Annotated in this window: 23 protein-coding genes; 9 read left to right on the top strand and 14 right to left on the bottom strand. The window is 56.2% G+C overall.

Features of this window, described 5'->3' with window-relative positions; all coding sequences use genetic code 11:
- Positions 1 to 505: 505 nt before the first annotated feature.
- Entirely contained in the window at positions 506 to 1,447 is a 942-nt protein-coding gene (locus AB1644_09970; GenBank protein MEW6051371.1) for a DMT family transporter, read from the bottom strand.
- A gap of 661 nt (positions 1,448 to 2,108) precedes the next feature.
- Here AB1644_09970 and AB1644_09975 point away from each other — a divergent pair.
- The 4 genes from AB1644_09975 to AB1644_09990 all read left to right on the top strand — a co-directional run bounded on the left by AB1644_09975 (position 2,109) and on the right by AB1644_09990 (position 6,069).
- Entirely contained in the window at positions 2,109 to 2,594 is a 486-nt protein-coding gene (locus AB1644_09975) for a hypothetical protein (GenBank protein ID MEW6051372.1), read from the top strand.
- A 241-nt stretch (positions 2,595 to 2,835) separates the two neighbouring features.
- Entirely contained in the window at positions 2,836 to 3,210 is a 375-nt protein-coding gene (locus AB1644_09980; GenBank protein ID MEW6051373.1) for an FmdB family zinc ribbon protein, read from the top strand.
- A gap of 21 nt (positions 3,211 to 3,231) precedes the next feature.
- On the top strand, positions 3,232 to 4,617 hold the full coding sequence (locus tag AB1644_09985) for an FAD-linked oxidase C-terminal domain-containing protein (protein ID MEW6051374.1): 1,386 nt from the start codon (positions 3,232 to 3,234) through the stop codon (positions 4,615 to 4,617).
- A gap of 150 nt (positions 4,618 to 4,767) precedes the next feature.
- Entirely contained in the window at positions 4,768 to 6,069 is a 1,302-nt protein-coding gene (locus AB1644_09990) for a citrate (Si)-synthase (protein MEW6051375.1), read from the top strand.
- 1,057 nt (positions 6,070 to 7,126) lie between these two features.
- Here the strand turns inward: AB1644_09990 and AB1644_09995 are convergent.
- The 5 genes from AB1644_09995 to AB1644_10015 all read right to left on the bottom strand — a co-directional run bounded on the left by AB1644_09995 (position 7,127) and on the right by AB1644_10015 (position 11,686).
- Positions 7,127 to 7,906, bottom strand: coding sequence for an SDR family oxidoreductase (locus AB1644_09995; GenBank protein ID MEW6051376.1), 780 nt, complete (start codon positions 7,904 to 7,906; stop codon positions 7,127 to 7,129).
- Positions 7,907 to 7,912: 6 nt separating this feature from the next.
- Positions 7,913 to 9,283, bottom strand: a complete 1,371-nt coding sequence (locus tag AB1644_10000) for a dipeptidase (protein MEW6051377.1) — start codon at positions 9,281 to 9,283, stop codon at positions 7,913 to 7,915.
- A gap of 108 nt (positions 9,284 to 9,391) precedes the next feature.
- A complete protein-coding gene (locus tag AB1644_10005) occupies positions 9,392 to 9,907 on the bottom strand; it encodes a ferritin family protein (protein MEW6051378.1) in 516 nt (171 codons plus the stop codon).
- A gap of 49 nt (positions 9,908 to 9,956) precedes the next feature.
- A complete protein-coding gene (locus AB1644_10010; GenBank protein ID MEW6051379.1) occupies positions 9,957 to 10,754 on the bottom strand; it encodes an ABC transporter permease subunit in 798 nt (265 codons plus the stop codon).
- Entirely contained in the window at positions 10,751 to 11,686 is a 936-nt protein-coding gene (locus AB1644_10015) for an ABC transporter ATP-binding protein (GenBank protein MEW6051380.1), read from the bottom strand. The genes AB1644_10010 and AB1644_10015 overlap by 4 nt, the downstream gene beginning before the upstream one ends.
- A 164-nt stretch (positions 11,687 to 11,850) precedes the next feature.
- Between AB1644_10015 and AB1644_10020 the strand changes: the two genes are divergently transcribed.
- From AB1644_10020 to AB1644_10040, 5 genes are all read left to right on the top strand, one after another.
- Entirely contained in the window at positions 11,851 to 12,552 is a 702-nt protein-coding gene (locus tag AB1644_10020) for a DUF1573 domain-containing protein (GenBank protein MEW6051381.1), read from the top strand.
- A gap of 74 nt (positions 12,553 to 12,626) precedes the next feature.
- A complete protein-coding gene (locus tag AB1644_10025) occupies positions 12,627 to 12,830 on the top strand; it encodes a hypothetical protein (GenBank protein MEW6051382.1) in 204 nt (67 codons plus the stop codon).
- Between the two features lie 96 nt (positions 12,831 to 12,926).
- On the top strand, positions 12,927 to 13,379 hold the full coding sequence (locus AB1644_10030; protein MEW6051383.1) for a hypothetical protein: 453 nt from the start codon (positions 12,927 to 12,929) through the stop codon (positions 13,377 to 13,379).
- Between the two features lie 147 nt (positions 13,380 to 13,526).
- A complete protein-coding gene (locus tag AB1644_10035) occupies positions 13,527 to 14,276 on the top strand; it encodes a DUF1573 domain-containing protein (GenBank protein ID MEW6051384.1) in 750 nt (249 codons plus the stop codon).
- Between the two features lie 136 nt (positions 14,277 to 14,412).
- On the top strand, positions 14,413 to 15,162 hold the full coding sequence (locus tag AB1644_10040) for a DUF1573 domain-containing protein (GenBank protein MEW6051385.1): 750 nt from the start codon (positions 14,413 to 14,415) through the stop codon (positions 15,160 to 15,162).
- 110 nt (positions 15,163 to 15,272) lie between these two features.
- Here the strand turns inward: AB1644_10040 and AB1644_10045 are convergent, their stop codons facing one another.
- The 8 genes from AB1644_10045 to AB1644_10080 all read right to left on the bottom strand — a co-directional run bounded on the left by AB1644_10045 (position 15,273) and on the right by AB1644_10080 (position 24,734).
- Positions 15,273 to 16,697, bottom strand: a complete 1,425-nt coding sequence (locus AB1644_10045) for a GWxTD domain-containing protein (protein ID MEW6051386.1) — start codon at positions 16,695 to 16,697, stop codon at positions 15,273 to 15,275.
- A gap of 10 nt (positions 16,698 to 16,707) precedes the next feature.
- Entirely contained in the window at positions 16,708 to 18,048 is a 1,341-nt protein-coding gene (locus tag AB1644_10050) for a GWxTD domain-containing protein (GenBank protein MEW6051387.1), read from the bottom strand.
- Between the two features lie 99 nt (positions 18,049 to 18,147).
- Positions 18,148 to 19,398, bottom strand: coding sequence for an ABC transporter permease (locus AB1644_10055; GenBank protein MEW6051388.1), 1,251 nt, complete (start codon positions 19,396 to 19,398; stop codon positions 18,148 to 18,150).
- A gap of 6 nt (positions 19,399 to 19,404) precedes the next feature.
- On the bottom strand, positions 19,405 to 20,625 hold the full coding sequence (locus tag AB1644_10060) for an ABC transporter permease (protein MEW6051389.1): 1,221 nt from the start codon (positions 20,623 to 20,625) through the stop codon (positions 19,405 to 19,407).
- 18 nt (positions 20,626 to 20,643) lie between these two features.
- Positions 20,644 to 21,336, bottom strand: a complete 693-nt coding sequence (locus AB1644_10065) for an ABC transporter ATP-binding protein (protein ID MEW6051390.1) — start codon at positions 21,334 to 21,336, stop codon at positions 20,644 to 20,646.
- A 1-nt stretch (position 21,337) separates the two neighbouring features.
- Complete coding sequence (locus AB1644_10070) at positions 21,338 to 22,654, bottom strand: efflux RND transporter periplasmic adaptor subunit (protein MEW6051391.1); 1,317 nt, start codon at positions 22,652 to 22,654, stop codon at positions 21,338 to 21,340.
- A 20-nt stretch (positions 22,655 to 22,674) separates the two neighbouring features.
- The gene (locus AB1644_10075) at positions 22,675 to 24,003 is read right to left on the bottom strand and encodes a TolC family protein (protein MEW6051392.1); all 1,329 of its coding nucleotides are present in this window, start codon (positions 24,001 to 24,003) and stop codon (positions 22,675 to 22,677) included.
- 11 nt (positions 24,004 to 24,014) lie between these two features.
- Positions 24,015 to 24,734: a YIP1 family protein gene (locus AB1644_10080; protein ID MEW6051393.1), complete on the bottom strand. Its 720-nt coding sequence runs from the start codon at positions 24,732 to 24,734 to the stop codon at positions 24,015 to 24,017.
- Between the last annotated feature and the right edge of the window lie 22 nt (positions 24,735 to 24,756).

A 24,756-nucleotide genomic window follows, 5' to 3' on the forward strand; every position in this document is an offset into this window, starting at 1 on the left:
GTGTCAGGTCCTGCCCTCCGCCGACAGGCGAAGGGTGTGACCTGACACGAGATAGGTCGGGTTCCGAGTCCGTTTCGGACGAGAAACCCGACACCACGGTATAATTCTTGTTGAATGTGCCGTCAGGCGTCCCTGCCTGACGGCATACAGAGTGCGGTTGCGATTCGTTTCCCGTTGTGTCAGGTCCTGCCCTCCGCCGACAGGCGAAGGGTGTGACCTGACACGAGATAGGTCGGGTTCCGAGTCCGTTTCGGACGAGAAACCCGACATGAGTTGGTCTCGCTGGGTGCCCCACAGCCGTCGGCCTGAGCGAAGTCGAAGGCTTGCCGTGGGGTTGTTTCAATTCGACGCGTGAGAGTCGTCTCTCAATGATGCAGACGCACGCCAAAGTGTGCGCCACCCAGCCGCTGTCCCCTGCCGTCGGTTCGAGCGAAGTCGAGAACCGCGTAGCAGCCGTAGATCGGTTTCCAAACTCGCTTCGACCCAGAAACCCGATTGCGCAAGATCACACTTCCGTCACCAGCACGCCCGCCAGCACAATCGCGCCACCGACAAGGAACGATACGCCCGGTATTTCGCCGAGGAACACCAACGCAACCAGCGTGGCAATAATCGGCTGGATATTCTGGAACACCGCCAGCCGCGATGCCTCCATGAAATTCAGGAACCAGTACCACAGGATATACGATATCACTGAGCTGCCAATCGCCATATACACTATCGAAAGCCAGGCAGCTCCGGTGGCGTGCGAATAATCGTATTGCAGCGCTCGGTAAAGCCCGAACGGAAAATAGATGACTGTTCCGGAAGCAAGCGCGTACGCGGTCACCCGAAGCGTCCCGTATTTTTCCACCAGCGGCTTGCCGTAGATCGTATACGCTGCCCAGGCCCAGACCGAAACTAAGATTATCAAATCCCCGGTCAGATACTCCGCCCCGACCTTGATTGCACCACCCGTGACGATGATGAAAGCGCCAACAAGGGCAACCGCGATCCCGACTCCCCGTCGCCAATTCAGTTTCTCTTTCAGCACCACGATCGCCAGCAGGAACACCCATATTGGCGTGGTGGCGAACAATATCGAACCATGCCCTGCCGCAGTGAGTGACTGACCCCACAGATACATGGTCTGGTTGAACGGAATGATGATTGCACCCAGCCCGACGATCTTCCAGTAGTCTCGTTTCTCAATCGGCCGACCGCCGTTTTTGAACCGTGTGAGCAGAAGCAGGATCAGCGCCGCGAGTACGAACCGGAAAAATGCAAAGGTGAACGGCTCAATGACCGCCAGACCATATTTCGAGATGGGAAAACAAAGGGCTCCCATAGTTTGCTGAAGGAGTATGAACGGCAACAGAAACCCGATGCCGTGAATTGGTTTGGCTGTGTTAGTCTCCCCCGCTACCATGGTGGTGACGACGTTATCTGAAGGAAATTGGTCGGACATAGTCTGGTGCAACAAGGAAAGGGAGCAAAGGGTTCTTGGCAAGTGTCGCGGTTGTCCGAAGCCAGGTCGCACGAGACCCGACAGAACAGGTAATTTGTCATTCCCGCGCACGCGGGAATCCAGCCGTTGCCCTATGTCTGGACTCCCGTTTACACGGGAGTGACACTGATCAAACATTGCACCATCAAGAGCATAATTGGGTTCGTTTTTTGGTCTCCTAAGGGCTAAGTGGTTGTCGTCCAACAACCGATTTTGGTTCGTTTTGTCATTTTTATTATGTTCAGCAGGCGTAGGGCAAAACCCCCTTGTGGTTCTGCCATTATGCCATTACATCGACGGCGGATCCAGAAGTGACTCCGCGCTACGGCAGCTGGACCGGCAGTTCACACCCGCCCTCGACTGCAACGGCAGTGATGAGAATGCAAGAGTTGTTTCGTCTCGGGCAGTCAAGAACTGCCGGAACGGGCGAACTATCGGTCGCCACGTGACTTGGAGCATGTCACAAAGCACTTGGCATGATCGCAGGTCGTGCGAAGTTCTGCCAGGTCTTGCGGACCGCTCTTGAACACATGTAAGCACTGATCTGTCACGCGGTTCACGACTGCCTGAGAAGGGGATTCGACGCTTGCGGTCCGTGTGACCTGGCAGTATTCTGCCGGTGATGGGACTCCGCTTTCCCGAACAGAAGAACGCCGGTTGCTTTTTCATTACCACAGTTTTCCGGGATCATCAGCCGTACGGGTCTCTCGTGGGTGTATACGAGTTTCTTGCCGAGTCACTTCGGTTCTGTTCCAGAAAATACCATGCGATGATCTCTGGTTACGTGTTCATGCCCAGCCACGTTCACCTACTGCTGTTCATTGATGGCAAACATCTTGGAGATTACATGCGCGATTTCAAGAAATTCATCTCGCAGAAAACCATCAAGGATCTCGGAGTGTCAGATTCACAGATATGGATGCCAAGGTATGACCGTGTGGTAATATATACGGAGCGAGTGTTCCTTCAGAAACTCGGATATATCCACAGCAACCCTGTTAAGGCGACATTGGCTGAAACGCCCGAGCAGTGGAAGTGGTCGAGTGCAGCAACTTACGCAGGATTGGAATCGGGGTCGATAGACATTTGGAAAGACTGGTCCGACTGAGAGACAGGAGGGTAGTGACCGGCAGTTCACTCTCACCCTCGACGAAGCTGTGTCCAGCAACTCGTGAACGTACTCCACGTCTCGGGCGAGCAAGAACTGCCGGAACAGGCGGGCGGTAGATCGAAAGTAGAAAGCCGTAGGGTGACGCAACTCCCGAACTTTTGACTTGCAGGATTGTTACATCAGTCCGATACTGGCGCGTCGGGCCGTGAAGGCCCGTTGTCGTAAGGAGTACGATTGCATGCCGACTTACCAATATCGCTGCCCAACCTGCGGGCATGAGTTCGAAGAGTTCCAGGCCATCAGCGACGAGGCAATCAGCGTCTGCCCTGCATGCCAGGGAAAAACCCATCGCGTGATAACAGGCGGTGTCGGGTTGATATTCAAGGGGACCGGGTTCTATATCACCGACTACAAAAAGAAAAGCGGCGGTGACGGCAGCGGCAAAGAGAGAACGGAAACGAAATCCGAGAAAACGGCCGCCAGATCCGAGAGTTCAGCGACGAAATCCGAGAGTTCATCATCGAGATCCGAGAGTTCATCCGCGAAGAGTGAGACTGGCTCTTCGAAGTTACCCGACAGCAAAGCAAAGCCGGCGGCGCCATCCAAAGATTGAGGCATCGATTGGAGCGGCAATATGGCGACCAGAACAACAAGTGTTGACTTCGAGCCGCTCCGAAACCGCCTTTCCTCCCCCACTCTTCTTCAAACTGACCTGACCGGTCTCGACAAGTACCTCAAAGACGCTACCGAATACGCGGGTCAGCCAACGGCCGTGCTGTTTGCAGAGAATACCGATGACGTAGTGGAGGCGGTTCGGTTCTGCCGAGGGCAGCACATAGCCATCGTGCCGAGGGGTGCGGGGACAGGGCTGTCGGGGGGCTGCGTGCCATCAAGTAACGCTTTAGTATTGTCAACGGAACGCATTAGACACCTTGAGATTAGAGAAGTCGAGTCGGTCGCGCATTGTGGGCCGGGGCTGATCACAAAAGAGCTACAGGATGCGGTGGCCAAGGTCGGTCTGGCGTATCCGCCGGACCCGGCATCGCTCGCGGAATCGACCATTGGCGGAAATGTCGCGGAGAACGCCGGGGGACTTCGGTGCAAAAGGTTTGGGGTGACCAAGGACTACGTAGTCGGGCTTGCGGCGGTGCTGGCGGACGGGAGCGTTCTGAAGACCGGTGCGTTCGGACAACGGGGCGGGTTCGGGGTCGGCGACCTTCTGATAGCTTCGGAGGGGACGCTGGGGATTATCACCGATATCGCTGTCCGGTTGGTTCCACTTACTTCCAGAGGTACGACTATCCTTGCCGCATTTGATTCGCCCGCTGACGCCGGGCGGACGGTGGCGGAGATAACGGCATCAGGCTTGATCCTGAACGTGCTGGAGTTCCTCGATGGGGACGCAGTAGATTGCTCGAACGAGTATGAGAAGACCGAGGGGCTGGAACGAGTGGGGGCATTGCTTCTGATAGAGACAACCGACGAAGACAGGGAGAAACAAACGTGTGTCATCCGACAGATCTGTGAGAAGAACAGGTGCAGCAGCCTTCGCTTGGAGCCGGATGTAGACAAGGCCGAAGCGCTCTGGAAGGTTCGGCGGAATCTGTCGAAGGCGGTCCGTGATAAGGCGAAAGCCTATATCTCCGAAGACGTTGCCGTGCCCAACACGCGGTTTGCCGAGCTCGTATCGTTTGTTGCAGAGATGCGTCGGACGAGCCGGATACGGGTCAATTCGTTCGGGCATGCCGGCGACGGCAACCTTCACGTCTATTTCGTCTCAAATAGCGGGTCGGTGGCGGAGCAACAGGAAATAAAGGCTGGTGTCACGCGTCTCATGCACAAAACGCTCGAACTCGGTGGGACACTTACGGGTGAGCATGGGATAGGCTTGGCCAAACGGGAGTACTTGGCGCTTGAGTTTGACCACCCGACGCTCGATTTGATGCATCGTGTCAAAGCGGTTTTCGATCCTGAACGGATCCTCAATCCCGACAAGATTTTCCCAACGCACGAAAAATAGTCCGTTTTGTCCGTGGTAGCGGCTTGACAAGCGCAAGGCGCGCACGTACTATTTATGCCAGATGAAATGTGAATTGTTTCACATCGCTATGAGAATCCGGGCGCGAAACCAACAGCTTATCATATACCGTTTCTCTGAGAGGAGAGCATGATGGCCAAGACACTGAAACAGAGGCTGGCCGAACAGATTCCGATGTTGCGTGAGGAGCGTTCCACGCTCGTGAAAGAACATCGGGACAAAGAGATTTCCAAAGTCACGATCGAGCAGGCGATCGGCGGCATGCGGGGTGTCCGCGGACTGGTCTGCGACACCTCGGTGGTGGAGCCGGATACCGGTCTGGTAATCCGAGGGATTCCAATCAAGGACCTTACTGAGAAGCTTCCGGAAGAGATTTTCTGGCTGCTTCTGACCAGCGAGATGCCCACCAAGGAAGAGTTGGCCGGGTTCCAGAAAGAACTTCGGAAGTACAGCAAGGTGCCGGATTACGTGTGGAAGGTTCTGAAGGCCATGCCTAAGACCTCACACCCGATGGCTATGCTGGACACGGCGATTTTAGTGATGGAGAACGAGTCAGCGTTCCGGAAACGGTACGACAAAGGGATGCCGAAGTCTGAGTATTGGGAGCCGGCGCTCGAGGACGCGATGCGAATCCTTGGGACGATTCATACGATCGCCGCGGGCATCTATCGAATCAAGTTCAAGAAGGGTCCGGTGATCAAACCCTCGGCTAAGCTCGACTGGGGTGCGGACTACGCGCGCATGCTCGGTCTTGAGAATCTCAAGCCGAACAAAGGGAAAAAAGAAGATATCTACGCCATGATGCGCCTCTACCTCGTGCTGCATTCGGACCATGAAGGTGGAAACGTGTCGGCGTTCAGCTGCCATACGGTCGGTTCGGCGCTGTCCGACCCCTATTATGCCGTCTCGGCTGGTTTGAACGGACTGGCCGGTCCTCTGCACGGACTGGCCAATCAGGAATGTCTCGGCTGGATTCTGGAGACTGTCAAGAAGTTCAAGGGTGTACCGTCCGAGGAAGAACTCAGCAAGTATGCGTGGGAAACGCTGAATGGCGGTAAGGTGGTGCCGGGCTACGGGCATGCCGTACTACGTATCACCGATCCGCGGTTTGACGCGTTCCGTGCGTTCGGACACAAGTACATGCCGGAGGACCCGGTGTTCCAGACGGTGGACCGGGTGTTCAACGTGGTACCGAAGGTACTCGCCGAACAGGGGAAGGCAAAGGACCCGTGGCCGAATGTTGATGCCGGTTCCGGCGCCATTCTGCACCATTATGGGCTGAAGGAGTTCAGCTATTACACGGTGCTGTTCTCGGTGTCGCGTGCGATGGGGATGCTGGCGCAGTTGGTGCTCAACCGCGCGCTCGGCACCGCGATCACGCGTCCGAAATCAGTCAGCACGGAGTGGCTGAAGAAGCAGGCGGCGAAAGCGTAACAGGTATCACCTGTTTCACCGCTTCGCGCGCACTCGTCCGCGGACTCATCCGCTTTACCGCTTCGCGCGGACTAGTCCGATTTGCCGCTTCGCGTCTGATGAAACATTAGTGGATGGCGGGCCACCGGGCCCGCCATTTTTGTTTGGTTTCGTAGTGCCGTCAGGCGTCCCCGCCTGACGGCCTTTACATAGCCATCCATGTCGGGTTTCTCGATCGAAGCGACTTCCGAACCACTCCTCGCTTGCTATTCGTGTTTGCGAGGCAATCGTTTCAATCGCTCTCCACGGCCGGGTATGTGTAGGTCAAGACCCCATCAGAGGCTTTCGCGGAGGGAGGGGTCTTGACATCGCGGGCATCAATTGTCAAAACCCCTTCCCAGCGGGTTTGCAGCGTGGGGGTTTTGACCTACAGCTTGCTACAAGTTACATCGTTCCTTTCGTCGCGTCGAGCGCAGACGAGACGCGTTCAGCCATGGTTCGGTTCTCGACTTCGCTCGAACCGACGCAAGAGGGCTCGAACCGACATCCGGTGGGTGCCGCACACCTCGGTGTGCGGTTGTACCATTGAGAGACAACCCTCACGCGTCGAATCGAAACCATCCCGCCGCAAGCTGCGGTGTCCCCATATCCTGGTTCCAGCATTTTCGCTACGATTTCAGTATTGTTTCCCAAAGCACAACATGTTTGTGTAAAGCGTTGTCTCTGCAACCTGGCCCACCGCGGAAGGGGCCGGTCATCTGGCAACCACCGCCAAAAACCGTCTCGGGTCTCTCCGAACGGGTCGAGGCATCCTATCGGCGCTCCGTGCTCTTGCTCGGATATCGTCCGTCGCTGAGGCGACGAACCACGATAGGCTCCGCCTGTCCGGAAATCCCGCATTCACGTGCCGATTTCCCGCCCGACAGACCTGAGTGACTTGCGCCCGTCAACAGCATGGGTGAAGTGGTATCGGACCAGTCTTGGCATTGACCGTAAGGGATGCTCGGCGTGAGGACGCCGTAAAAATCCTCAGATGACCACACTTGCAGAGACAAAACAAATGAAAGCCATAGAGGCTCTAAATCAAAAACTTGTGGGCGCCGCCGTCGACAGGGATCGAGCAGCCGGTGATGTATGCCGCTTGTTCGCTTGACAGGAATGCGATCATCGCGGCGAGTTCTTCGGGTTTGCCCAACCTTCCGGCGGGGACCCCCTGTCCGAGACCATCAAGTATCTCTTTAGCAGATTTGCCGGACTTGGCGGCCCGGTTCTCTGCCAGCTCAGATAACCGTTCGGTCGCCGTGTAACCGGGACAGACGCAATTAGCGGTGATGCCGTGTTTTGCATACGTGTTTGAAATGCTCTTACAGAAACCGGTCACTCCGGCCCGGAACGTATTCGATAAAATCAGATCGTCAACCGGCTGAAGCACAGCGACCGATGTGATGTAAATGAGTCTCCCCCATCTCTTCTGGACCATCGATGGCAGCAACGCACGGGTGAGATTGATGGCGGAATAAAGTGTGAGTTCGGCAGCCTTCAGCCATGTTTCGGGGGGATGATCCTCGAACAGTCCTTGCGGCGGTCCGCCCGCGTTGGAGACGAGAATGTCAACCGGCCCGCACTGTTGAACAAGCGACTTCAGATCACTCGCAACGGAAATATCTCCCACCAAACAGCGCACGGTGCGATCTGTGGCCGTGTGAATTTTGGCAGCAGTTGCTTCGAGCCGTTGTTTGCTTCGGGAGTTAATCGTAACATCAACACCCTCGGCTGCCAGGGCCATCGCTGCGGCGGCCCCCAAACCGGAAGAGGCGCCGGTAACCAGCGCCTTCTTCCCACGAATTCCCAAATCCATGCGAAACTACTTCTTCACTTTGGCCAGTTCGAACGGCAGCGCCGCTGCGGTTTTGCAGCCGCGCTCAAAATCGATCACGCGGAACCGCTCGTTGGGGGAATGGATGTTGTCATCGTTCTGACCGAAGCCGACAAACAGGGTGTCGATACCGAGTGAGTTTTTGAAATCGCCGGCTACCGGGATCGAGCCACCTTCTTTCATAAAGACCGGCGTCTTGCCAAAACCGGTCTTGATAGCGCGTCCGGCCGCTTCGAGCCAGGGACCATCGGTGGGAACGACCACAGCTTTAGCGCCGCCATGCTTGACCACTTTGATCCTGACCGACTTGGGGGCAATTCTCTTGAGATGCCGCTCAAGCTTGTTGCAGATGTCTTCGGGCTTCATGTCAGGCACGAGCCTCATCGTGATCTTGCAGGAAGCCTCGGACGGAATGATAGTCTTGCCTCCCTCACCCTGGTAGCCGCCTTTGATGCCGTTGATGTCGAGGGTCGGACGGACCCAGGTCCGTTCGTACGTGGAGAAACCCTTCTCGCCATGAAGGGCAGAAATCCCAAGCGCCTTTTTGTACGCGGCCTCTTTGTACGGGAGCTTCTTGAACTGCGCCCGTTCCCATTTGGTGGGGAGCTTGCAATGCTGGTAGAATCCGGGGATCGTTATCTTTCCATTCTTGTCGTGCAACTGGCCGATCATCGAGCAGAGAACGTTGACAGGATTGGCTACTGCGCCGCCGAACGTACCCGAGTGCAAGTCGCGATTCGGGCCGTACACATACAATTCGCAGAAGGCGATGCCGCGCAGGCCGAAGGTGACGGCTGGAAGGTCCTTGTTGAATTGGGCCGTATCCGAGACAACCACGATGTCGGCCGCCAGCATGGTCTTGTTTTCGCGGATAAACTTGCTCAGGTTGGCCGTACCGCCCCCTTCTTCTTCCCCTTCAATCAGCAACTTGACATTGACTGGCAGTTTCCCCTCGGCCTGCAGGATTGCCTCAAGCCCTTTGATCTGAGCAAATGTCTGCCCTTTGTCATCGCACGAACCGCGTCCATAGATGTAACCGTCACGGATCTGCGGCTCGAACGGCGGAGTGGTCCACAGGTCGAACGGCTCCGCCGGCTGGACATCGTAATGGCCGTAATACAGAATAGTCGGGGCCTTCGGATCGGTGATATACTCAGCATAGACGATCGGATGACCGGCGGTTGGGTACACCGAAGCGGTGAAGCCGACATTGTTGAGGTGGTTTTTGAGCCACTCGCCGCACGCCGCGACATCCCCCTTGTGCTCGGACTTGGCCGAGACGGACGGGAACCGCAGGAACTCGAACAGATCGGCTAATCTCTTCTCCTGAGTTTGTTCGAGATATTCGTTAGGGGTCATGCAATTATCTCCTTCGCGTAAACTTGCTTCTGTATGGCGGAAAATATAGAAAGGCGGTTGGCGGCTGTAAAGGGCCAAAGGGGCGAAAAGCGGGTCGATATTTGTGACTTACTGACGTTTCTTGAACCAGGCGGCCGGGTCGCGCGCGAACTGCACGCAGGACTGCAGGACCTTGGCGTGCATCGCCTCCTCGTTTATGAGCCAGCGGTAGAAACGCTTGATATTGACATCGGTGGCCGATTCGATCTGTCGGCTGTAAAACTCCTCGGTGCCGTTTTCGAATTTGAGCGCGGTCAGGTAGGCCTCGACATCGGAAAGCGAGGGCTTGATCTCATCTTTCAGGAGCGCCATGCGGTCGTTAAACGCCACCAGGCGACGGTCGGCGTCGCTGTCCTCGACCTCCGGTACCTGCTGGCCGCCGGTCAGCTCGAGGGACTTGTAGAACTCCTGAATCCGCTTAATGTGTTTCTCTTCTTCCCCGGCCAGAAACTCGAACGTTTGACGCGCCACGCGACCGGTGACGGTGGAGGCCGCTTCGAGAAAAAACTGCCGTCCTTCCTGTTCGAGGCGAAGCGCGATCTCAAGCGGTTCGAGAAGTTCGGATACTTTTCGTGAATCAGTCATCGTTTGGTTTCATCCTTCGTAGTCAGAACAGGTCTTCGCGCTGCAAGGTTCAATAATCATGCCGCTTGAACAGACTCACCGATGCCACCAGGAGCACAAAGGCCACCGGCAGCGTTGTCCAGAGCGGCAGCCAGTCCTTCACTTCGGCACCGTAGGCCAGGGTCAACCCGATGTTCTCGATGGCCGAGGGTTTGGGGACAATGTAGTACAAGCCATCGATCACGTATCCGGCTATCTCGGAGTTGAAGAATCCCTTGAACATCATGTGATAGGAGAGGATTGTCTGAGCGACCCAGACCAGGAAAGCCGCCATAATCGCCATGGCGGTCGACCCACTTATTACGGCCGCCAGAGCCGTTACGCTCAACCAGATCAGAAAGGCGGTAAGACTGCTCGCGAACAGATAGAGAATGTTAAGTCCGGCACTGCCGTGCGCCGCGACCAGCGCCAGGTAAACAACCGCGCCGGACAGCAGGATCATCGTTCCGTATGCCAGGGCAATCCCCGCCAGACGCGCCGTCAGTAAGCGCGTGCGCGTGATCGGTCTGGCCAGATAGAAGTCGATGCGACCCCGTTCGAGCATGTGGGGCAAATGTCCGGCTGAGCCGAGGACCGCCAGAAATATGAGAAATGACAAGTAACTCCCGATCGCCCGGGTGACCGGATTGGCGAGCGTCGCCATCATGTCATTCATCTCGGCGTCACCGGCGGTATCGATCCGGATATTAAACTCGACACCCCGGGTCAGAAACACCACCAGGAGCGAGAACGCGGTCAGCCCGACGAACAGCCAGATTATCTTGCGGTCGAACATCTCGACCACGGTGTCGCGATTGATCCCCCTCATAGCGGACTCTCCCCTCGGCGCTCGGTGACGGTCTCGAAAAACGACTGCTCGAGCGAGATTTTGAGCGGTTTGACCGACCGAATGCTGATCCGTCGAAGCCGGAGTTCATCGATGATACGGTTAATGTCGGTGTCATCCATGAGTTCAACTACCAGACGGTCGCGGGCGATAAAGAGGCGTTTGCCCATTTCAGCAGGAATTTCGATGGATTCTTCCCCGATCTCCGCCTCGATCTCGTACTGGCTCTTCCTGTTGGTGAGCGCGGCAACCGTATCGACACGAAGCAGCTTGCCTCGTACCAATATGGCCACGCGATCCGCAACCGACTCCACCTCGGACAATAGATGCGAGTTCAACAGAACCGTTTTCCCCTGCTGGCGGAGTTTTTGCAACACCTGACGGATCTCCATTTTTCCGACCGGATCGACACCATCGGTGGGTTCGTCGAGCAACAGGATATCCGGGTCACCCATCATGGCCTGGGCCAGCCCGATCCGCTGAGCCATACCTTTGGAGTACTTAGACAGCTTGGTGCTCGCCCATTTGTCCATGCCAACCGTAGCCAGAAGTCCCTCGGCCTGATGGTCTAACTCCTGTTCGGGGAGTCCCTGCAGCCTCCCGGCGAGCTCCAGAAGCCCAAGGCCGGTGAGGTGCGGAGGGAATCGGTGGTTCTCGGGCAGAAAGCCGACCTTGAGGCGGGACTCGGGGTCATGCGGCGAAAGCCCATTGACAAGGACGGTTCCGGAGTTTGAGTGGACGATGCCCAGTAGTATCTTGACGAGTGTCGTCTTGCCGGCCCCATTGGGTCCCAGAAGTCCGAAAATCTCCCCTGGTTTGATAGTGACCGAAACCTGATCGAGGGCCAGAATATTCCCTTTGCGGAATCCGGTCTGGTAGATCTTGGTAAGTTCCTGAACCTGGATACAATCCATCTCTATTATGTCCCCGCAGGTATAGTGGACGCTGTGGGAAAGTACCCTCGACCGGTCTACGACACAAGGTAAAAAAACGACATGGGGCTTGACCTTTTGGCGATGTTATGGTATATAAACAGTTAGGCTGGAACATTTTAGAGGAATGGAACTATAACCGTTACATGAGACCCCTCCTTCTTGCCGCCCTCCTGCTTCTGGTCGGTGTTTTCTCCGGTTTCGGCCAGCCAAAACTCGAGATTCCGAGTAACAAGTTCGATTTCGGCATATCGCCGCAGAACGCCTCGCTGGTCCAGTTTTTCTGGTTCAAATCCATCGGCACCGACACGGTGCGAATTACCAAGTTGACCACCGGCTGCGACTGCGCCACCATGCCGCTTCCCCAAAACTGGCTGGCCCCGGGGGACAGTATGCATGTGGGGCTGTTCTGGCATTCGGAGAGAAAAGTTGGGAATTCGGGTCGTTACCCCTACATATTCACCAATGCTTCGCCTGATCCCTATCGTATATATCTGACGGCGTTAGTGATCAGCGGTATGGACTCAGCACATCCGGTCTCGGTCAAACCGTACAAAGTGGAACTCAGCAAGCTTCCGACCATGTCACTCGATACCACGGCCATTACTTTCACCAACCATTCCAAGGACTCTTTTGCTCTGAGTGTTATTTCTTCACCCATAGCGGAGTGCGAGATCGAATTGCCGCAGGCGCTTGGGGGCAACAGAAGTTCAAACTGTGTCGTGAGGGTAAAGCCGGAGTACCGCGACCAGGAATTTGAGCGGTCGTTCACGGTGCTGTTCGAGGGGCCGGGCGAACTGCGTTACCGCTATACGGTACCGGTTCGGCGCAAGATATACGGGAACTGACAAGATTGGTCGATAGTACTAATAACATACGGATCGCAAGACAGAATTCACGATAGAGCAGAACGGAAACGAGCATGAAACATCGGACCCTTGCGGCGACCTTCCTGATCGGTGCCGCTCTGGTTGCGGGTCGGTCGTCGGCAGCGCCGCGGCTGACCATGCCGGAGACGGAATTCGATTTCGGACTGGTGCCGCAGAACTCCAAGATCTCGCATGTCTTCTGGCTGCATTCAACCGGCGAGGATTCACTGAAGATCATTCAAGTGGTCCCCGGCTGAGGATGCACAAAAGCGCCCCTGGAACGGGACGTTATTGCTGTCGGTGACAGCACCAGACTCGAGATCATTTTTGACACCAAGTCGTACACCACCCCGGTGACGAAGCGGCCGAAGATTCAGACGAACGAGGGCCCGCCGGACAAGTTCGTGCAGATTAGCTGTATCATCTCCACCCGGCCGGACTCCACGTACCCGCTCATCATCAAGCCGTACAAGCTTGATCTGACGCAATTCGGCGATAAAGTCCGAAGCGAGATCAAGTTTACGATTGAGAACGTGGCCGACAAAGACCTCGACCTGACGTCGGTGTACACGCCCAACGAGCTTCTGGACCTCACCTTGCCGAAGCTGGTCAAGGCGGGTAAGACGGCCGAAGGGATCGTCAAACTGACCAAGGCGGGGATCGACCAGGAGTTCGAGAAGGCCATCACCATCTCGGTGTCCGACGAGAAAAACACGCGATTTACTATCCCGGTCAAGCGGACCATCCGCAAGCCCGGGCAGGAGACGGCGTCGACGCCACTACCGGCCGGCAGTTCGGGACATTAACGAGCTGCAGGAGAGCTGTTGTGAGGGTCGCCGCCGTGGCGACCCTTTCCATTTCCAGGTTGCCTTATCCCGCGTGACACGGGATCGAAAACCGACTAAACGCACATAAAGGCAGCCGGTTATGACCGGACAACTCTGGAGGACGGAATGAACGGATTCAAGAAAGTAATCTTAACAACGGCAAGTTTGGTGGCGATCGCCACTTTCATTGCAGCTGCGCCCCAGCTTACCGTCCCGCAGGAGAAGCACGATTTCGGATTCGTGCCGCAAAACGCCAAAGTCTCGCACGTGTTCTGGCTTCGATCAACCGGCACCGATACGGTTCGTATCGCCAATGTCGTTCCCGGCTGCGGCTGCACCCGTACCCCTTTGGAGAAAAGCGTCCTGGCTCCGGGCGACAGCACTCGACTGGAAGTCATTTTCGACACTCGTTCCTACTCGGGCCTGGTGACCAAACGTCCTACGATCCAGTTCAGCGACGGCTCCCCGGACCAGCATGTTTCTTTCGTATGCAGTGTCATGCCCTGTCCGGACTCATCCTATCCGATAGTTGTCAGTCCCTACAAGCTCGATCTTTCTCAGTCAGGCGGCAAGCCGCGCTCGGGAATGAAGTTCACAATCTCCAATGTTGGAACCAGCGATCTGAACCTTACTCTCAGCGATCTTTACGATGACCTATTTACGGTGCAGCTTCCGCGGACTCTCAAAGCAGGCAAGAAGGCCGAGGGGGCGCTGAAATTGACCAAGGCCGGCCAGGAGGCGGAATTCGAAAAGGCGTTCACGATTGTACTGTCGGATCAGCGAAACAGCCGCTTCACTATCCCGGTGAAGCGAACTCTGCCCGGTCCTGGGGAGACAGCACCCCCCGAAACCAAGGTCGGAGCAGGGGGGCGGTGATCGGTCGGCGTAAAGGCCTCAGACCGACGCGCGAGTGTAAAGTCGGAACGAACGTGGAACCGATCCAGTAGGCAATGGGTAGATTGTCATAACTCATCGATTCTGTTATATTAGGAGCGTCGTTCAGGAGAATAGCATGATGGTTCGGAATCTGTTTCTTATTGCCACGATCACGACTTTGGTCGCAGCGAGGAGCGCGGAGGGTGGCCCGAAACTAACCATACCGGGCGACCATTTCGATTTTGGGTTCGTACCCCAGAACTGCAAGGTATCCCACATTTTCTGGCTTCATTCGACGGGCGACGACACTGTCCGGATCGCTTCGGTGATACCAGGCTGCGGCTGCACCGAAGCCCCGCTCAAGAAGACAGCGTTGGCACCGGGTGACAGCACGCCGCTTGAGGTCACGTTCTCGTCCGGCTCCTACGTGGGGGCAGTCGTCAAGGAACCTTCCATTCAGTTGAAGAATGAACTGCCGGAGAGCCATGTTCAGATCAAGTGCCGGGTGGTGGTCCGCCCGGACTCAACCGCACCCATCGTCTTCAAGCCGTATGCACTGAACCTGACCCAGTTCGGCGAGACGCCCAGGACGGAGGCGAGATTCTCGATCACCAACGTGACTGCGGAGGACGTGAGTCTGTCGATCGAGAGTATTCCTGATGATGTATTAGCGCTGGAGCTGGCCACCACCGTGAAGGCAGGCCAGACCATTCAGGGGATCGTGAGGCTGAAACCGGAGGCAATGTCGCGCGGGTTTGACAAGTCGATCACGTTCAGATTATCGGATGAGCCAAGGAGCCGATTCACGCTGCCGGTCACGCGCAAGGCGCCGCCGACCGGGCCGCTCGCACCCACTGTCTCCAAGGTGCCGGGATCTGCTAACTGATTGATCGGACGTCAGTTCACACGACCCGCGTGTGGCGTGACGCAGGAACCGACGCAACTGATTTCACGACTCTTGAGACAGCCTCGCGTACCTCTCCCCTCACCCGCGAATCAGTAGATATCGAGCATTTCATCTTTCAAGCGCTGAGCCCATTCGTCGCTGGAGCGTTCCCCCGGAACATTGGAGTGGACCAGCTTGAAATCGTGGTACCCTTCGACATCTTCAAACACGAACAACTTCCCTTCCCTCACCCCGCGATAGTACCAGATGACGAACGGGTTCCCCTTGCGAGGTGCCTGAACCTCGTCCTTCTGGTCATACGTGCCGTACGTCATGTAGATGCGACCCCGATCGGTCGACCAGCCGTTCGTGTTGTACTCATCAGTCGAGAAGTTGGCCTGCGAATAGCGGTACCGCCTGACATATTCGGAGCGTGGGTCGGCGCCGCTGTTCTTTGGACGATTGTCGTAGTCTTTCCAGTACTGGGACAGAAAATTCTGTTTGCCTGAATCGGACAAACGGTTCAAGGACGCTTTCTCGTTCGGTGTCAACAGGTAAGCGACCAGGTTTATCCGGTCCATATTCGAGAGTGAGTCATAAGGATCACGCGACAACCGCCCGGACAAAGCCATCTTGACATACTCCGGATCGACAATGCGAATCGGCAACGTGGCCGTGTCCTGTTGTCCCGATGCCGGGTCGGCGGCGATGATCCGCAGGGAGTATTTGCCGACCGGCCAGCCGCGAATATCCAAGGCTTCGGCCAGGACCGCGGACGTTCCCGGCTTCCGGCTTGTCCGAACGCCGAAATCACGGTACAGATTTCCCCTTTCGTCGAGCGCCAGGAACGCTACCTCGAACGAACTGTCAGTTGATATCGGCGACAGATTGTACAGCTCCGCATACACGAACGCGACACTATCCGCTATGCCACATACGCCAGCCGGGTTCGGCAGCACGAGATGCTGATTCTTGACCATGCGGTCGTTGGCCGCCGGCGATGAATCAGAGACATACGAGATCCGATAGGCCAAACAGGGCCCGGCGAGTTCGAGATGGTCGCGCTGCGGGGGTGCCACCGAAAAGGGTCCCAGCACCAGGTCCTCGCTGTGTTTATTGACGACATCAATAACCGTCAGTTTCGCCGTGTACACGCCCGGCCGCACGACCAGAAGGAGCTTGTTGAAGATCATGCTTGTCGATGCCCTGGCCTCCGTCATGCTGGCGGCGCGGACCGAGAAATAGGTGTTGGTCGAATCCACGGCATTCGCGGCGGCGTTCATCAATACCACCTGAGCGAAAATACGGGCGTAGAACGCAGGGTCAGCCGAGTCCGGGCGGAAGAACTCGAAATCCGAGCGGTTGAGCGCGAACGGAAACTCCACCAGTGCTGCGGTATCGAGATCGGGATTGTTATAGACGAGCGGAGTGCCGTACACAGCTATGCTCGGTTTCGCGATCGGTCCGTCAGACTGTGCGAACGACAATGCAGGCAGGGCTGCCAGTAGAGCCGACAAGATTATTCTCATGGTCATAGGGGGGCTTTCAGAAATCCGGACGTTGATTTAGTCCGTCGTACGGGTACTGCAATCGATACTCACCGTCATCATTTTCATCGACAAACGCAAATCGCTTGTAGCGGCCCTCTTTGTAGTAGTGCCAGATTTGATAGGGCGGGAGGTTTGGCGACATGGGAAAATCGTCTATCTGGTCGGGATCGCCGTAGGTGATGTAAATCCGGCCGCGATCGGTTCGCCAGCCGTCCTTACGCAGATAGCGGAAGACACGATTGGCGTAATTGACTCGCCGGTAAAATTCGCGCTTCGCTTCATTCTCAGGCGTACCTGCGGTGGGGTCTCGGGCAACCCAGAAGTCGTTGAAAGCATCGATCCGTTCCTCGAGCGTCTCAAGCTTCTTGATCTTGGAGACCTCGGAATTCGGGGCGATATAGGAAAGCTGCTCAATGGCAGCTTTGAAATCGTGCTTTAACAACCCTTCCTGTGTCCACGCGATGGTGAACGCCTCGGTGTGCTCATCCAGTGGCTTGTTACGCCGACCGCGCAGTGACGTCTCCAACTGGTAATCCCCCGGAGCGAAACTCCCAACGGCAATATCACGAAGCTGACGGACCACCGGACCGTCCAGTGTCACGTAGAGCGTATCGCGATACAACATGCCCTTGGAGAGGCTGCGCACAATCGTCTCCATGACCACCTGTGGTACGGAATCTCGCCCGCGATAGATCTCGACGTAAAACAGCAGCTTGCTGCTGTCGGTACCGCCGAAGATGCGGCTGACCGAAGGCACGACATCGACATTAGCCTTCCGAAAGACGGTAGACGCCCCGCTGTCGATACTGTTGGCCGCCTGAACAAACTCGATATCCGAAGTGATCGGCAGGTCTGAGGCGAAGCGACGGAGTTTCACCTTGAAATCGTCGCCAAAAACCGTGTTGCTCCGGCGATCACCAAGCGTTATCTGGACGCGATAATTTCCCGGCTCAAGCACGATATTCAACTGGCTGGTGCGGTAGTCGAACCGTGAGAGCGTGCTGGCATACTCTTGCGTGCGGATGGACTTCTCCTGTTCGATCGCTTTCACCTGGTCGTCATCATCGTCCATGACTTTGGCGGTCAGGGTGTATTCCGCCAGGTAACCGCCGGAGTCCTTGACGAACTGGAGTCCGAAGTTGAATATCTGGTAATAGATTTCGAGCCGGCAACGGTTGGTATCGTCGGCATTGAACACGGCATGGTCAACCACGAAAGTAGGCTGTACGCTGTGCAGCGAGTTCTCGGCGCGTCCGTCGGCGCTCACAGCCGGCACGCCCAACGACGTAACCGCCAGCACAGCGAGAATATGAGACCACACCTGCCGGGAGAACATACTTCTTATACGCTTTAACCTGCTGGTTATCATTCAGTTCCAATAAACCAGTTCAGAGATGGGAGGCAAGCAAAAAAGCGGTGTGGGAGTCCGAGTGCGTTACTCGTAACGGAGCGCTTCAATGGGATCAAGGCGGGCCGCTTTGATAGCCGGGTAAATGCCTGAGACGAGGCCGACCGACACGGCCACTGTGAAACCGAGAACAATCCAGAAAATGGATACGGCAAGCGGGAATCCCAAAAGACCGTTCACGGCCAGGCCGAGACCGATTCCGCAGATGATGCCGATCACACCGCCGGTTCCGGACAGGGTCATGGCCTCTGTCAGAAACTGCAGGATGATATTGGCCCGTTTGGCCCCGATAGCCTTGCGGACCCCAATCTCACGAGTTCGTTCGGTGACGGAAACCAGCATGATATTCATTACGCCGATGCCGCCCACCATGAGGCCAACCGACGTAATGACGATCATGGCCAGATAGATGTACTGCGTGATGTTGCCAATGAACTCTTTGAATTGCTGCTGGGTGGACAGTGCGAAGTTGTTTTCTTTATTGAAAGGCACTTTGCGGAACACCCGCAACGTCCCGATGATCTCTTCCTGAGCCTGATCGATGTCCATGTACGAAGTCGAGCGGGCCGCCAGAAACAGCTCTTTCTCCCACGGATGGATCTTCTCGAAGGTCGACAGCGGGATCGCCGCCACCCGATTCAGTTCGTCGTTACCGAAGCTCGACTTGACCTTCTCGAACACGCCTATGACCTCGAACAGGTTTCCATTCATACGAATCTCTTTGCCGACCGGCTCCTCATCCTCGTATAGAGCGGAGGCGATATCGGCGCCGATGACACAGACCATCGCCCGGAACTGCTGATCGGTTTCAGTCAGGAACCGGCCCGACGTTATGACGCGGTTGTTAACGCGGAGGAAATCCGGCCAGGTCCCCATGATAAACGGGCGGTTCGCCTTTCGATTTTTGTATTTGATTTCATTGCCGCCCGGACGGAAGTAGTAGTTCTGCGGCGAGATGCCATCCACCGAGGGACAATTCGCAAGTATGGCCCGGGCTTCGCCCGACGTGATGGGCGGACGATTCCGTTCCTCTTCGCGGCTCACTTCGTGTTCGACGCTGGGGTGGAATTTGGTGATCCAGATCACGTTGGAGCCGAGTTGGTCGATCTCCTTGTCCATGGCGCCATTCAAACCGTTGATGATCGAGGCCATGCCGATGACAGAGCTGACGCCGATCATCACGCCGAGGATGGTAAGCCCCGCGCGAAGCTTGTTGGCTCGCAATGAGGCCAGCGCCATGCCAACCGCGTCCCGAATTTCGACCAGCGTGAGAATCATGACCGACTACTCATAGCTCAGCGCCTTGACGGGGTCCAGGCGTGCCGCTTTCATGGCGGGGTAAATGCCGAAAAACAGTCCGACGCCGCTGGAGATGGACAACCCGGCCGTGATGGCGAGCGCCGAGGGATGGACATTCATGCCGATCATGCCGATCAGTGAACGCGCGATGAGGAATCCGAGGATGATCCCCACCACGCCGCCGGAAAGCGTCAGCAGCACCGACTCGAACATAAACTGCACCAGGATGTGCTTCTGTTTTGCCCCGAGCGATTTGCGGATGCCGATCTCTCTGGTGCGCTCCGTGACGGATACCATCATGATGTTCATCACGACAATACCGCCGACCACGAGGGATATCGAGGAAATACCGACCAGACCGAACCGAAGAATGCGCGTGAACGAATTAAGCAACTCGAGGATGTTGTCGGCGGTAAGCAGGTCGAAGTCGTCGGCCTTGTCGAACGGCACGTGGCGTTGTGCGCGTAGGATCATCCGGGCCTGGTCCATTGCATCGGGTAGTTTCTCGACGGACAACGCTTTGACGGCAATACCGAGGTCCCGGTCCGGCTGACCGAACTGGGTCACGAACGTCGAGAACGGAACGACCACGAAATTATCCTGGTTTTCACCGAACGCCGAGCCCTGTTTCTTGGCGACGCCTATGACGGTATATCGCTTGGGGCCGATATAGATCTCTTTTCCCATCGGGTCCAGTCCCTCAAAGAGCGATTCCCGAATCTGCTCGCCGATATAGGCGACCGGCCGGCGATACAGATCGTCTTCCGAAGAATGGTAGCGCCCCTGCGCCGCCTCAATATCGACAATGAAAATGCTGTTGTAGGTTCTTCCGAGGATATTGACGTTGCGCAGCGACTGCCCGCCGTACTTGACCTTTGCAGAGGTACTGACCCGCAGCGCCACATGCTCGCAGAGCGGGCATCCTTTTTCGAGCAGTTCACCCGTTTCGATGGTAATCGGTTTGCGTTTTATCTTCTCGAAGAACTCCTCGTCGGACATGACCGTGCCTATCCGCTCGATCACGAACGTGGCGGGACCAAGCCTGCCCAGGTCGGCGGCGATCGACTGCTGCATGCCTTCGAGTGCAGAGATGATCGTCATCACCGAGGTGACACCGATGATCACGCCCAGCAGGGTCAATCCGGACCGCAGTTTATTGGCCTTAAGGGCGTCGTACGCGATATTCAGCAGGGCGCCGGCTATCATGGGAATACCCCTTCGGGGTTATTTCTTCCTGCCGTTGGAGGAATCTCCGGCTATCTGACCATCGAGAATGTGCAGGGTCCGGTGGGCATGCTTAGCGATGTCTGCCTCGTGCGTGACGGTGATAATGGTGTTTCCCTGCTGATGCAATTCATCCAGAAGTGACATGATTTCCTGAGATGTCTTACTGTCCAGGTTTCCGGTCGGTTCATCGGCGAGTATGAGCGATGGGTTGTTCACCAGCGCTCGTGCAATGGCCACACGCTGCCGCTGACCGCCGGACAGTTCGTTCGGGCGGTGCATCATCCGGTCCGCCAGCTGCACTTTGGACAGCGCCACTTTGGCCATGTCATCGCGCTGTTTCGAGGGGGTGCCGTTGTAGATGAGAGGCAACTCGACATTGTGAAGAGCTGTTGCCCTGGGCAGCAGATTAAATGTCTGGAAGACAAAACCGATTTCACGATTACGAATAGAAGCCAGCTCGTCATCGTTCATCTTGCTGACCTGTTTTCCGTTGAGGTAATACTCTCCGGAGCTTGGCGTATCCAGGCACCCTATCAAGTTCATGAGCGTTGACTTGCCCGAACCGGATGGTCCCATGATAGCTACGTATTCCCCTTTTTCGATGACCAGATCGACTCCCCGTAGGGCGTTCACCGTGTCCGCCCCCATGGAGTAGGTCTTCCACAAACCGCGCGTTTCTATCAGGGGCATATTATGCCTGCTTCTCCTTCATCATACCCTCCCCGGTCGGCTTGACCGGGTCCCCTTCTTTGATCGTACGCAGCACCCGGTACGGGCCGGTCACCACCGAATCGCCGACCGCTACGCCGGACGTTATCTCGATGTTCTTCTGGTCGGCAATACCGGTGCCTATTTCCGTAAAGCGGACTTTGCCGTTCTTGATGACAAACACGCCTTTCAGTTCCTTCCGTTCACCGTCGGAGGAGCTCTTGAGCGTTGAATCGCCGGAGGTTTCTGCGGCGTGAACGCCGCCCGAATTTTCCGGTTCTACTTTCGGTTCCCGCATTGCCCGCTCAAGCGAGTCGCGGTCAAAGGAGCGCACCACAATCGAGGCATACGGCACCGACAGTACTTTCTCCTTCTTATGCGTGGTGATATCGACCGTGGCCGACATACCGGGGCGAATCTTGATGCCGGTATCCTTGAAGATGACCTTCACTTTGAAGTTGGTGGACTGGTCCTGCGTTCCCAGTCCTTTGAGGACGGCAGTGTTGCCAATCTCGATCACTTCACCCGCGAACGTGGTATCCGGGAACGCATCGACCGCAATCTTGGCCGGTTGATGCAGCTCGATTTTGCCGATCTCCGTTTCGTCGACTTCAACCTCGACCTCGAACACACTCAGATTGGAGATGATCATCAGGGTCTTTCCCTGGGTGAAGGCGGTCTGGGCGGCGGCGATCTCGCCTACTTCGCAGTCCACATACGTAATGATACCCGCCATGGGCGCGGTGATGCGCGCCTTATTGAAGTTCTCGATCTCTTTTTCGTAGCGCGCCTGCAACTGGCGGGCCGATGCGAGCATCGCTTCGTACGAGGACTTGGCATTCCGGAAATTGTATTGTGAATTATTGTACTGCGTCTCGGAAGTCAGTTTGTTCTCGAACAGTCGCTTCTGGCGATTGAATTCTTCATCCGCCTGGTCGAGGGTCACCTTGGCCCCCTCAACGCGGGCGTTGATCTCGTTCACGGCGAACCGGGCCTGGTCCAAGTCCGACCGAAGGCGCAGCGTGTCGAGCACGATCAGCATCTGGCCGGCCGCAACGGTGTCACCCTCTTTAGCCGGGAGAGCGATGATTTCGCCGTTCACTTCCGAGGTAATGTTGACTTTTGTCTGCGGCTGAATCCGCCCCGAGGCCGAGACAATTTCCACCAGGTCCCGTTGGGTCACCATCTCGGCGTGGACCTCCGTCCCCTTGGTGGTGCTCATCGAGAGGTTGAGAACGATTACGATCACCACAACCAGTGCGGCGCCAATGATGAGCAGCCATTTTTTCTTCTTGGACATCGCCATTGTCAATTACTCCGCTACATTTTCCCCATGGCGTTTTCAAGCTTGGCGACGGCAAGATTGAGATCAAAGTCGGCGGAGATGGATGACACCTGAGCCTCCTTCAACGACACCTGCGCGTTCAACAGATCAAGGATGGTCGCGGCGCCAAGATTGTATTTCTCCTGGGTTATTTTCAAGTCCTCTGTGGCGGCTGCCACGTTTTCGTCGGACACCTTCTTCTGCTCTTTAAGGCGGTCGATATCCAGATAGGCGGTTTTGATCTCGCTGGCCACCAGGTTCCGTTGGTCGGCCAGCGCGGCACGGGCGTTGTTGCGGGCGACGCGCGCCGAGGTGAACCCTTCTTCACGCGCGAAACCATCGAATATGTTCCACGAAACCTGAAAGCCGTACGTTAGACTGGTCAATGACGAAGTTCTGGCGGAATAATCGAAGGGATTAATACCAGTAGACTTGGAGTATCCGTACGACGCGTACGGGCTGAATTTCGGCAAATACTGCAGTTTGGCAACTGTCAGCCGATGGTCGGATGCCTTGACACTTTTTTGTGACGACAACACACTCGGACGGCGGTTCATGCCGAATTCAATGGCATCCGTAAGGGAGCCGTCGTACTGGCGCACGATATATTGAGTGGCGAACGACCATTCTTGTCTTGGGTCAAGTCCTACCGTGTAGGCCAATGCCGCCATCGTACTTGTCACGGCGTTACGGGCGCGCAGCAGCGACAACACATCGTTTCCGGACTGGACCTTTTGCTTGAGCACGTCAGACTTGGCGGCCGAGCCGAGGTCGAATTTCGATTGTATGAGCTTGAGCTGTTCGTCGGAACGTTTGACTGCCTCTTCCTGCACGGACACATTTTGTACGGCCGCAAGGTAGGCGTAGAATGAAGATTTGACGGCATAGATCAAGTCCTGTTCGGATGCGATGACATCAAGACTGGCTCGTTCATGATCCACTCGCGCCGCCAGGTAACTGTGTAACGTCTGAGGAAGCGGGAAACCGATACTGGCGGAGATATTGGTCGATTTGTTGTAATAGTCGATATTCGGCAGACTCGACTTGATCGTTCCGGTATCGGTCTGCACCTCGAGCTTTCGGTCACGGTCTTTGGTCTTTGCGTATTCATAGGTGGCCGATGCCTGGGGCAGGAATGCGCCCAGCGCGGCCCGTTCGCTTGCTTTGGCCAAATCCTCGGCGCCCCGAGCGGCTATAATTGCGGCGCGGTGTTTCAAGGCCAGTTCGATGCAGTCGTCCAGTGTCAGATCGGCAGCGCGTGCCGGCACGGCTGCTGCGAGCGCCATAACCGTAGCACCAAAGATTACGGTTGCAAACCGCGTCATGAATATCTCCTTCATGATATGAGTTTCCAAATACCTACGCCGAGGACATGGAGAATTGACAGCATTCCCATCGACAGGATCGACAGCACAATGCCCCGGCTTCGCGTTACGTTATACAGGACCGAAAGGCCGATGCCTATGACGGCCAGCTCGAAAAACAGGAAAACGTCAAATTTCGACAACAACGTAAAGAGAAAACTGTCGTACCCCTGGCTCGCTCCGAGGATACCAAGTCCAAACGGCGGTACCATCGTCCCCTTAGCCAGCATAATGGGCAAACCCACGAGCATCCCGACAGTGGCAATCACCGTACCGTAGGTCATGACAGCCATGAGTTGCTTGAAGCTTGCTTTGCCCGCGAATACGAAGTTGCCCCAGAACAAACCAAGCGCCGCCGCAATCAGCGGAATCAGCACCTGTGCGATAACGCCAAATGCGACAGTCTGAATCTTGATTATCTGTTGCATGCCCGGTGTCAGCGCCTGCCCGCGCATCCGCTCTTGGAACTCCGGCGTATTCACCTGCAAGTCGTAAATGATGTCCTTCATCAACGCGAAAAAGATCGCTGAGAGGAGCACGACGACCACGAGCGCGACGAGAACTGCCGGCCTCTCCCGCAACTCGGTCATAAACTGTGTTGGTTTGAAGAAGACTTCCCAGAGACCGCGCAACGACAGCCCCTTGCTCCCGGTATCAGGAACAGCATTCTCTGCAGCGTGTGGCTCTGCCATACTTGTTTCCCTCATGGTTCCC

The sequence above is a fragment of the Candidatus Zixiibacteriota bacterium genome (assembly GCA_040753875.1).
GTDB lineage: Bacteria > Zixibacteria > MSB-5A5 > GN15 > FEB-12 > DATKJY01.

Coding starts and splice junctions, on each gene's coding strand:
- AB1644_09970 (MEW6051371.1), bottom strand. CDS start 1,447: ATGTCCGACCAATTTCCTTCAGATAACGTCGTCACCACCATGGTAGCG.
- AB1644_09975 (MEW6051372.1), top strand. CDS start 2,109: ATGGGACTCCGCTTTCCCGAACAGAAGAACGCCGGTTGCTTTTTCATT.
- AB1644_09980 (MEW6051373.1), top strand. CDS start 2,836: ATGCCGACTTACCAATATCGCTGCCCAACCTGCGGGCATGAGTTCGAA.
- AB1644_09985 (MEW6051374.1), top strand. CDS start 3,232: ATGGCGACCAGAACAACAAGTGTTGACTTCGAGCCGCTCCGAAACCGC.
- AB1644_09990 (MEW6051375.1), top strand. CDS start 4,768: ATGGCCAAGACACTGAAACAGAGGCTGGCCGAACAGATTCCGATGTTG.
- AB1644_09995 (MEW6051376.1), bottom strand. CDS start 7,906: ATGGATTTGGGAATTCGTGGGAAGAAGGCGCTGGTTACCGGCGCCTCT.
- AB1644_10000 (MEW6051377.1), bottom strand. CDS start 9,283: ATGACCCCTAACGAATATCTCGAACAAACTCAGGAGAAGAGATTAGCC.
- AB1644_10005 (MEW6051378.1), bottom strand. CDS start 9,907: ATGACTGATTCACGAAAAGTATCCGAACTTCTCGAACCGCTTGAGATC.
- AB1644_10010 (MEW6051379.1), bottom strand. CDS start 10,754: ATGAGGGGGATCAATCGCGACACCGTGGTCGAGATGTTCGACCGCAAG.
- AB1644_10015 (MEW6051380.1), bottom strand. CDS start 11,686: ATGGATTGTATCCAGGTTCAGGAACTTACCAAGATCTACCAGACCGGA.
- AB1644_10020 (MEW6051381.1), top strand. CDS start 11,851: ATGAGACCCCTCCTTCTTGCCGCCCTCCTGCTTCTGGTCGGTGTTTTC.
- AB1644_10025 (MEW6051382.1), top strand. CDS start 12,627: ATGAAACATCGGACCCTTGCGGCGACCTTCCTGATCGGTGCCGCTCTG.
- AB1644_10035 (MEW6051384.1), top strand. CDS start 13,527: ATGAACGGATTCAAGAAAGTAATCTTAACAACGGCAAGTTTGGTGGCG.
- AB1644_10040 (MEW6051385.1), top strand. CDS start 14,413: ATGATGGTTCGGAATCTGTTTCTTATTGCCACGATCACGACTTTGGTC.
- AB1644_10045 (MEW6051386.1), bottom strand. CDS start 16,697: ATGACCATGAGAATAATCTTGTCGGCTCTACTGGCAGCCCTGCCTGCA.
- AB1644_10050 (MEW6051387.1), bottom strand. CDS start 18,048: ATGTTCTCCCGGCAGGTGTGGTCTCATATTCTCGCTGTGCTGGCGGTT.
- AB1644_10055 (MEW6051388.1), bottom strand. CDS start 19,398: ATGATTCTCACGCTGGTCGAAATTCGGGACGCGGTTGGCATGGCGCTG.
- AB1644_10060 (MEW6051389.1), bottom strand. CDS start 20,625: ATGATAGCCGGCGCCCTGCTGAATATCGCGTACGACGCCCTTAAGGCC.
- AB1644_10065 (MEW6051390.1), bottom strand. CDS start 21,336: ATGCCCCTGATAGAAACGCGCGGTTTGTGGAAGACCTACTCCATGGGG.
- AB1644_10070 (MEW6051391.1), bottom strand. CDS start 22,654: ATGTCCAAGAAGAAAAAATGGCTGCTCATCATTGGCGCCGCACTGGTT.
- AB1644_10075 (MEW6051392.1), bottom strand. CDS start 24,003: ATGACGCGGTTTGCAACCGTAATCTTTGGTGCTACGGTTATGGCGCTC.
- AB1644_10080 (MEW6051393.1), bottom strand. CDS start 24,734: ATGGCAGAGCCACACGCTGCAGAGAATGCTGTTCCTGATACCGGGAGC.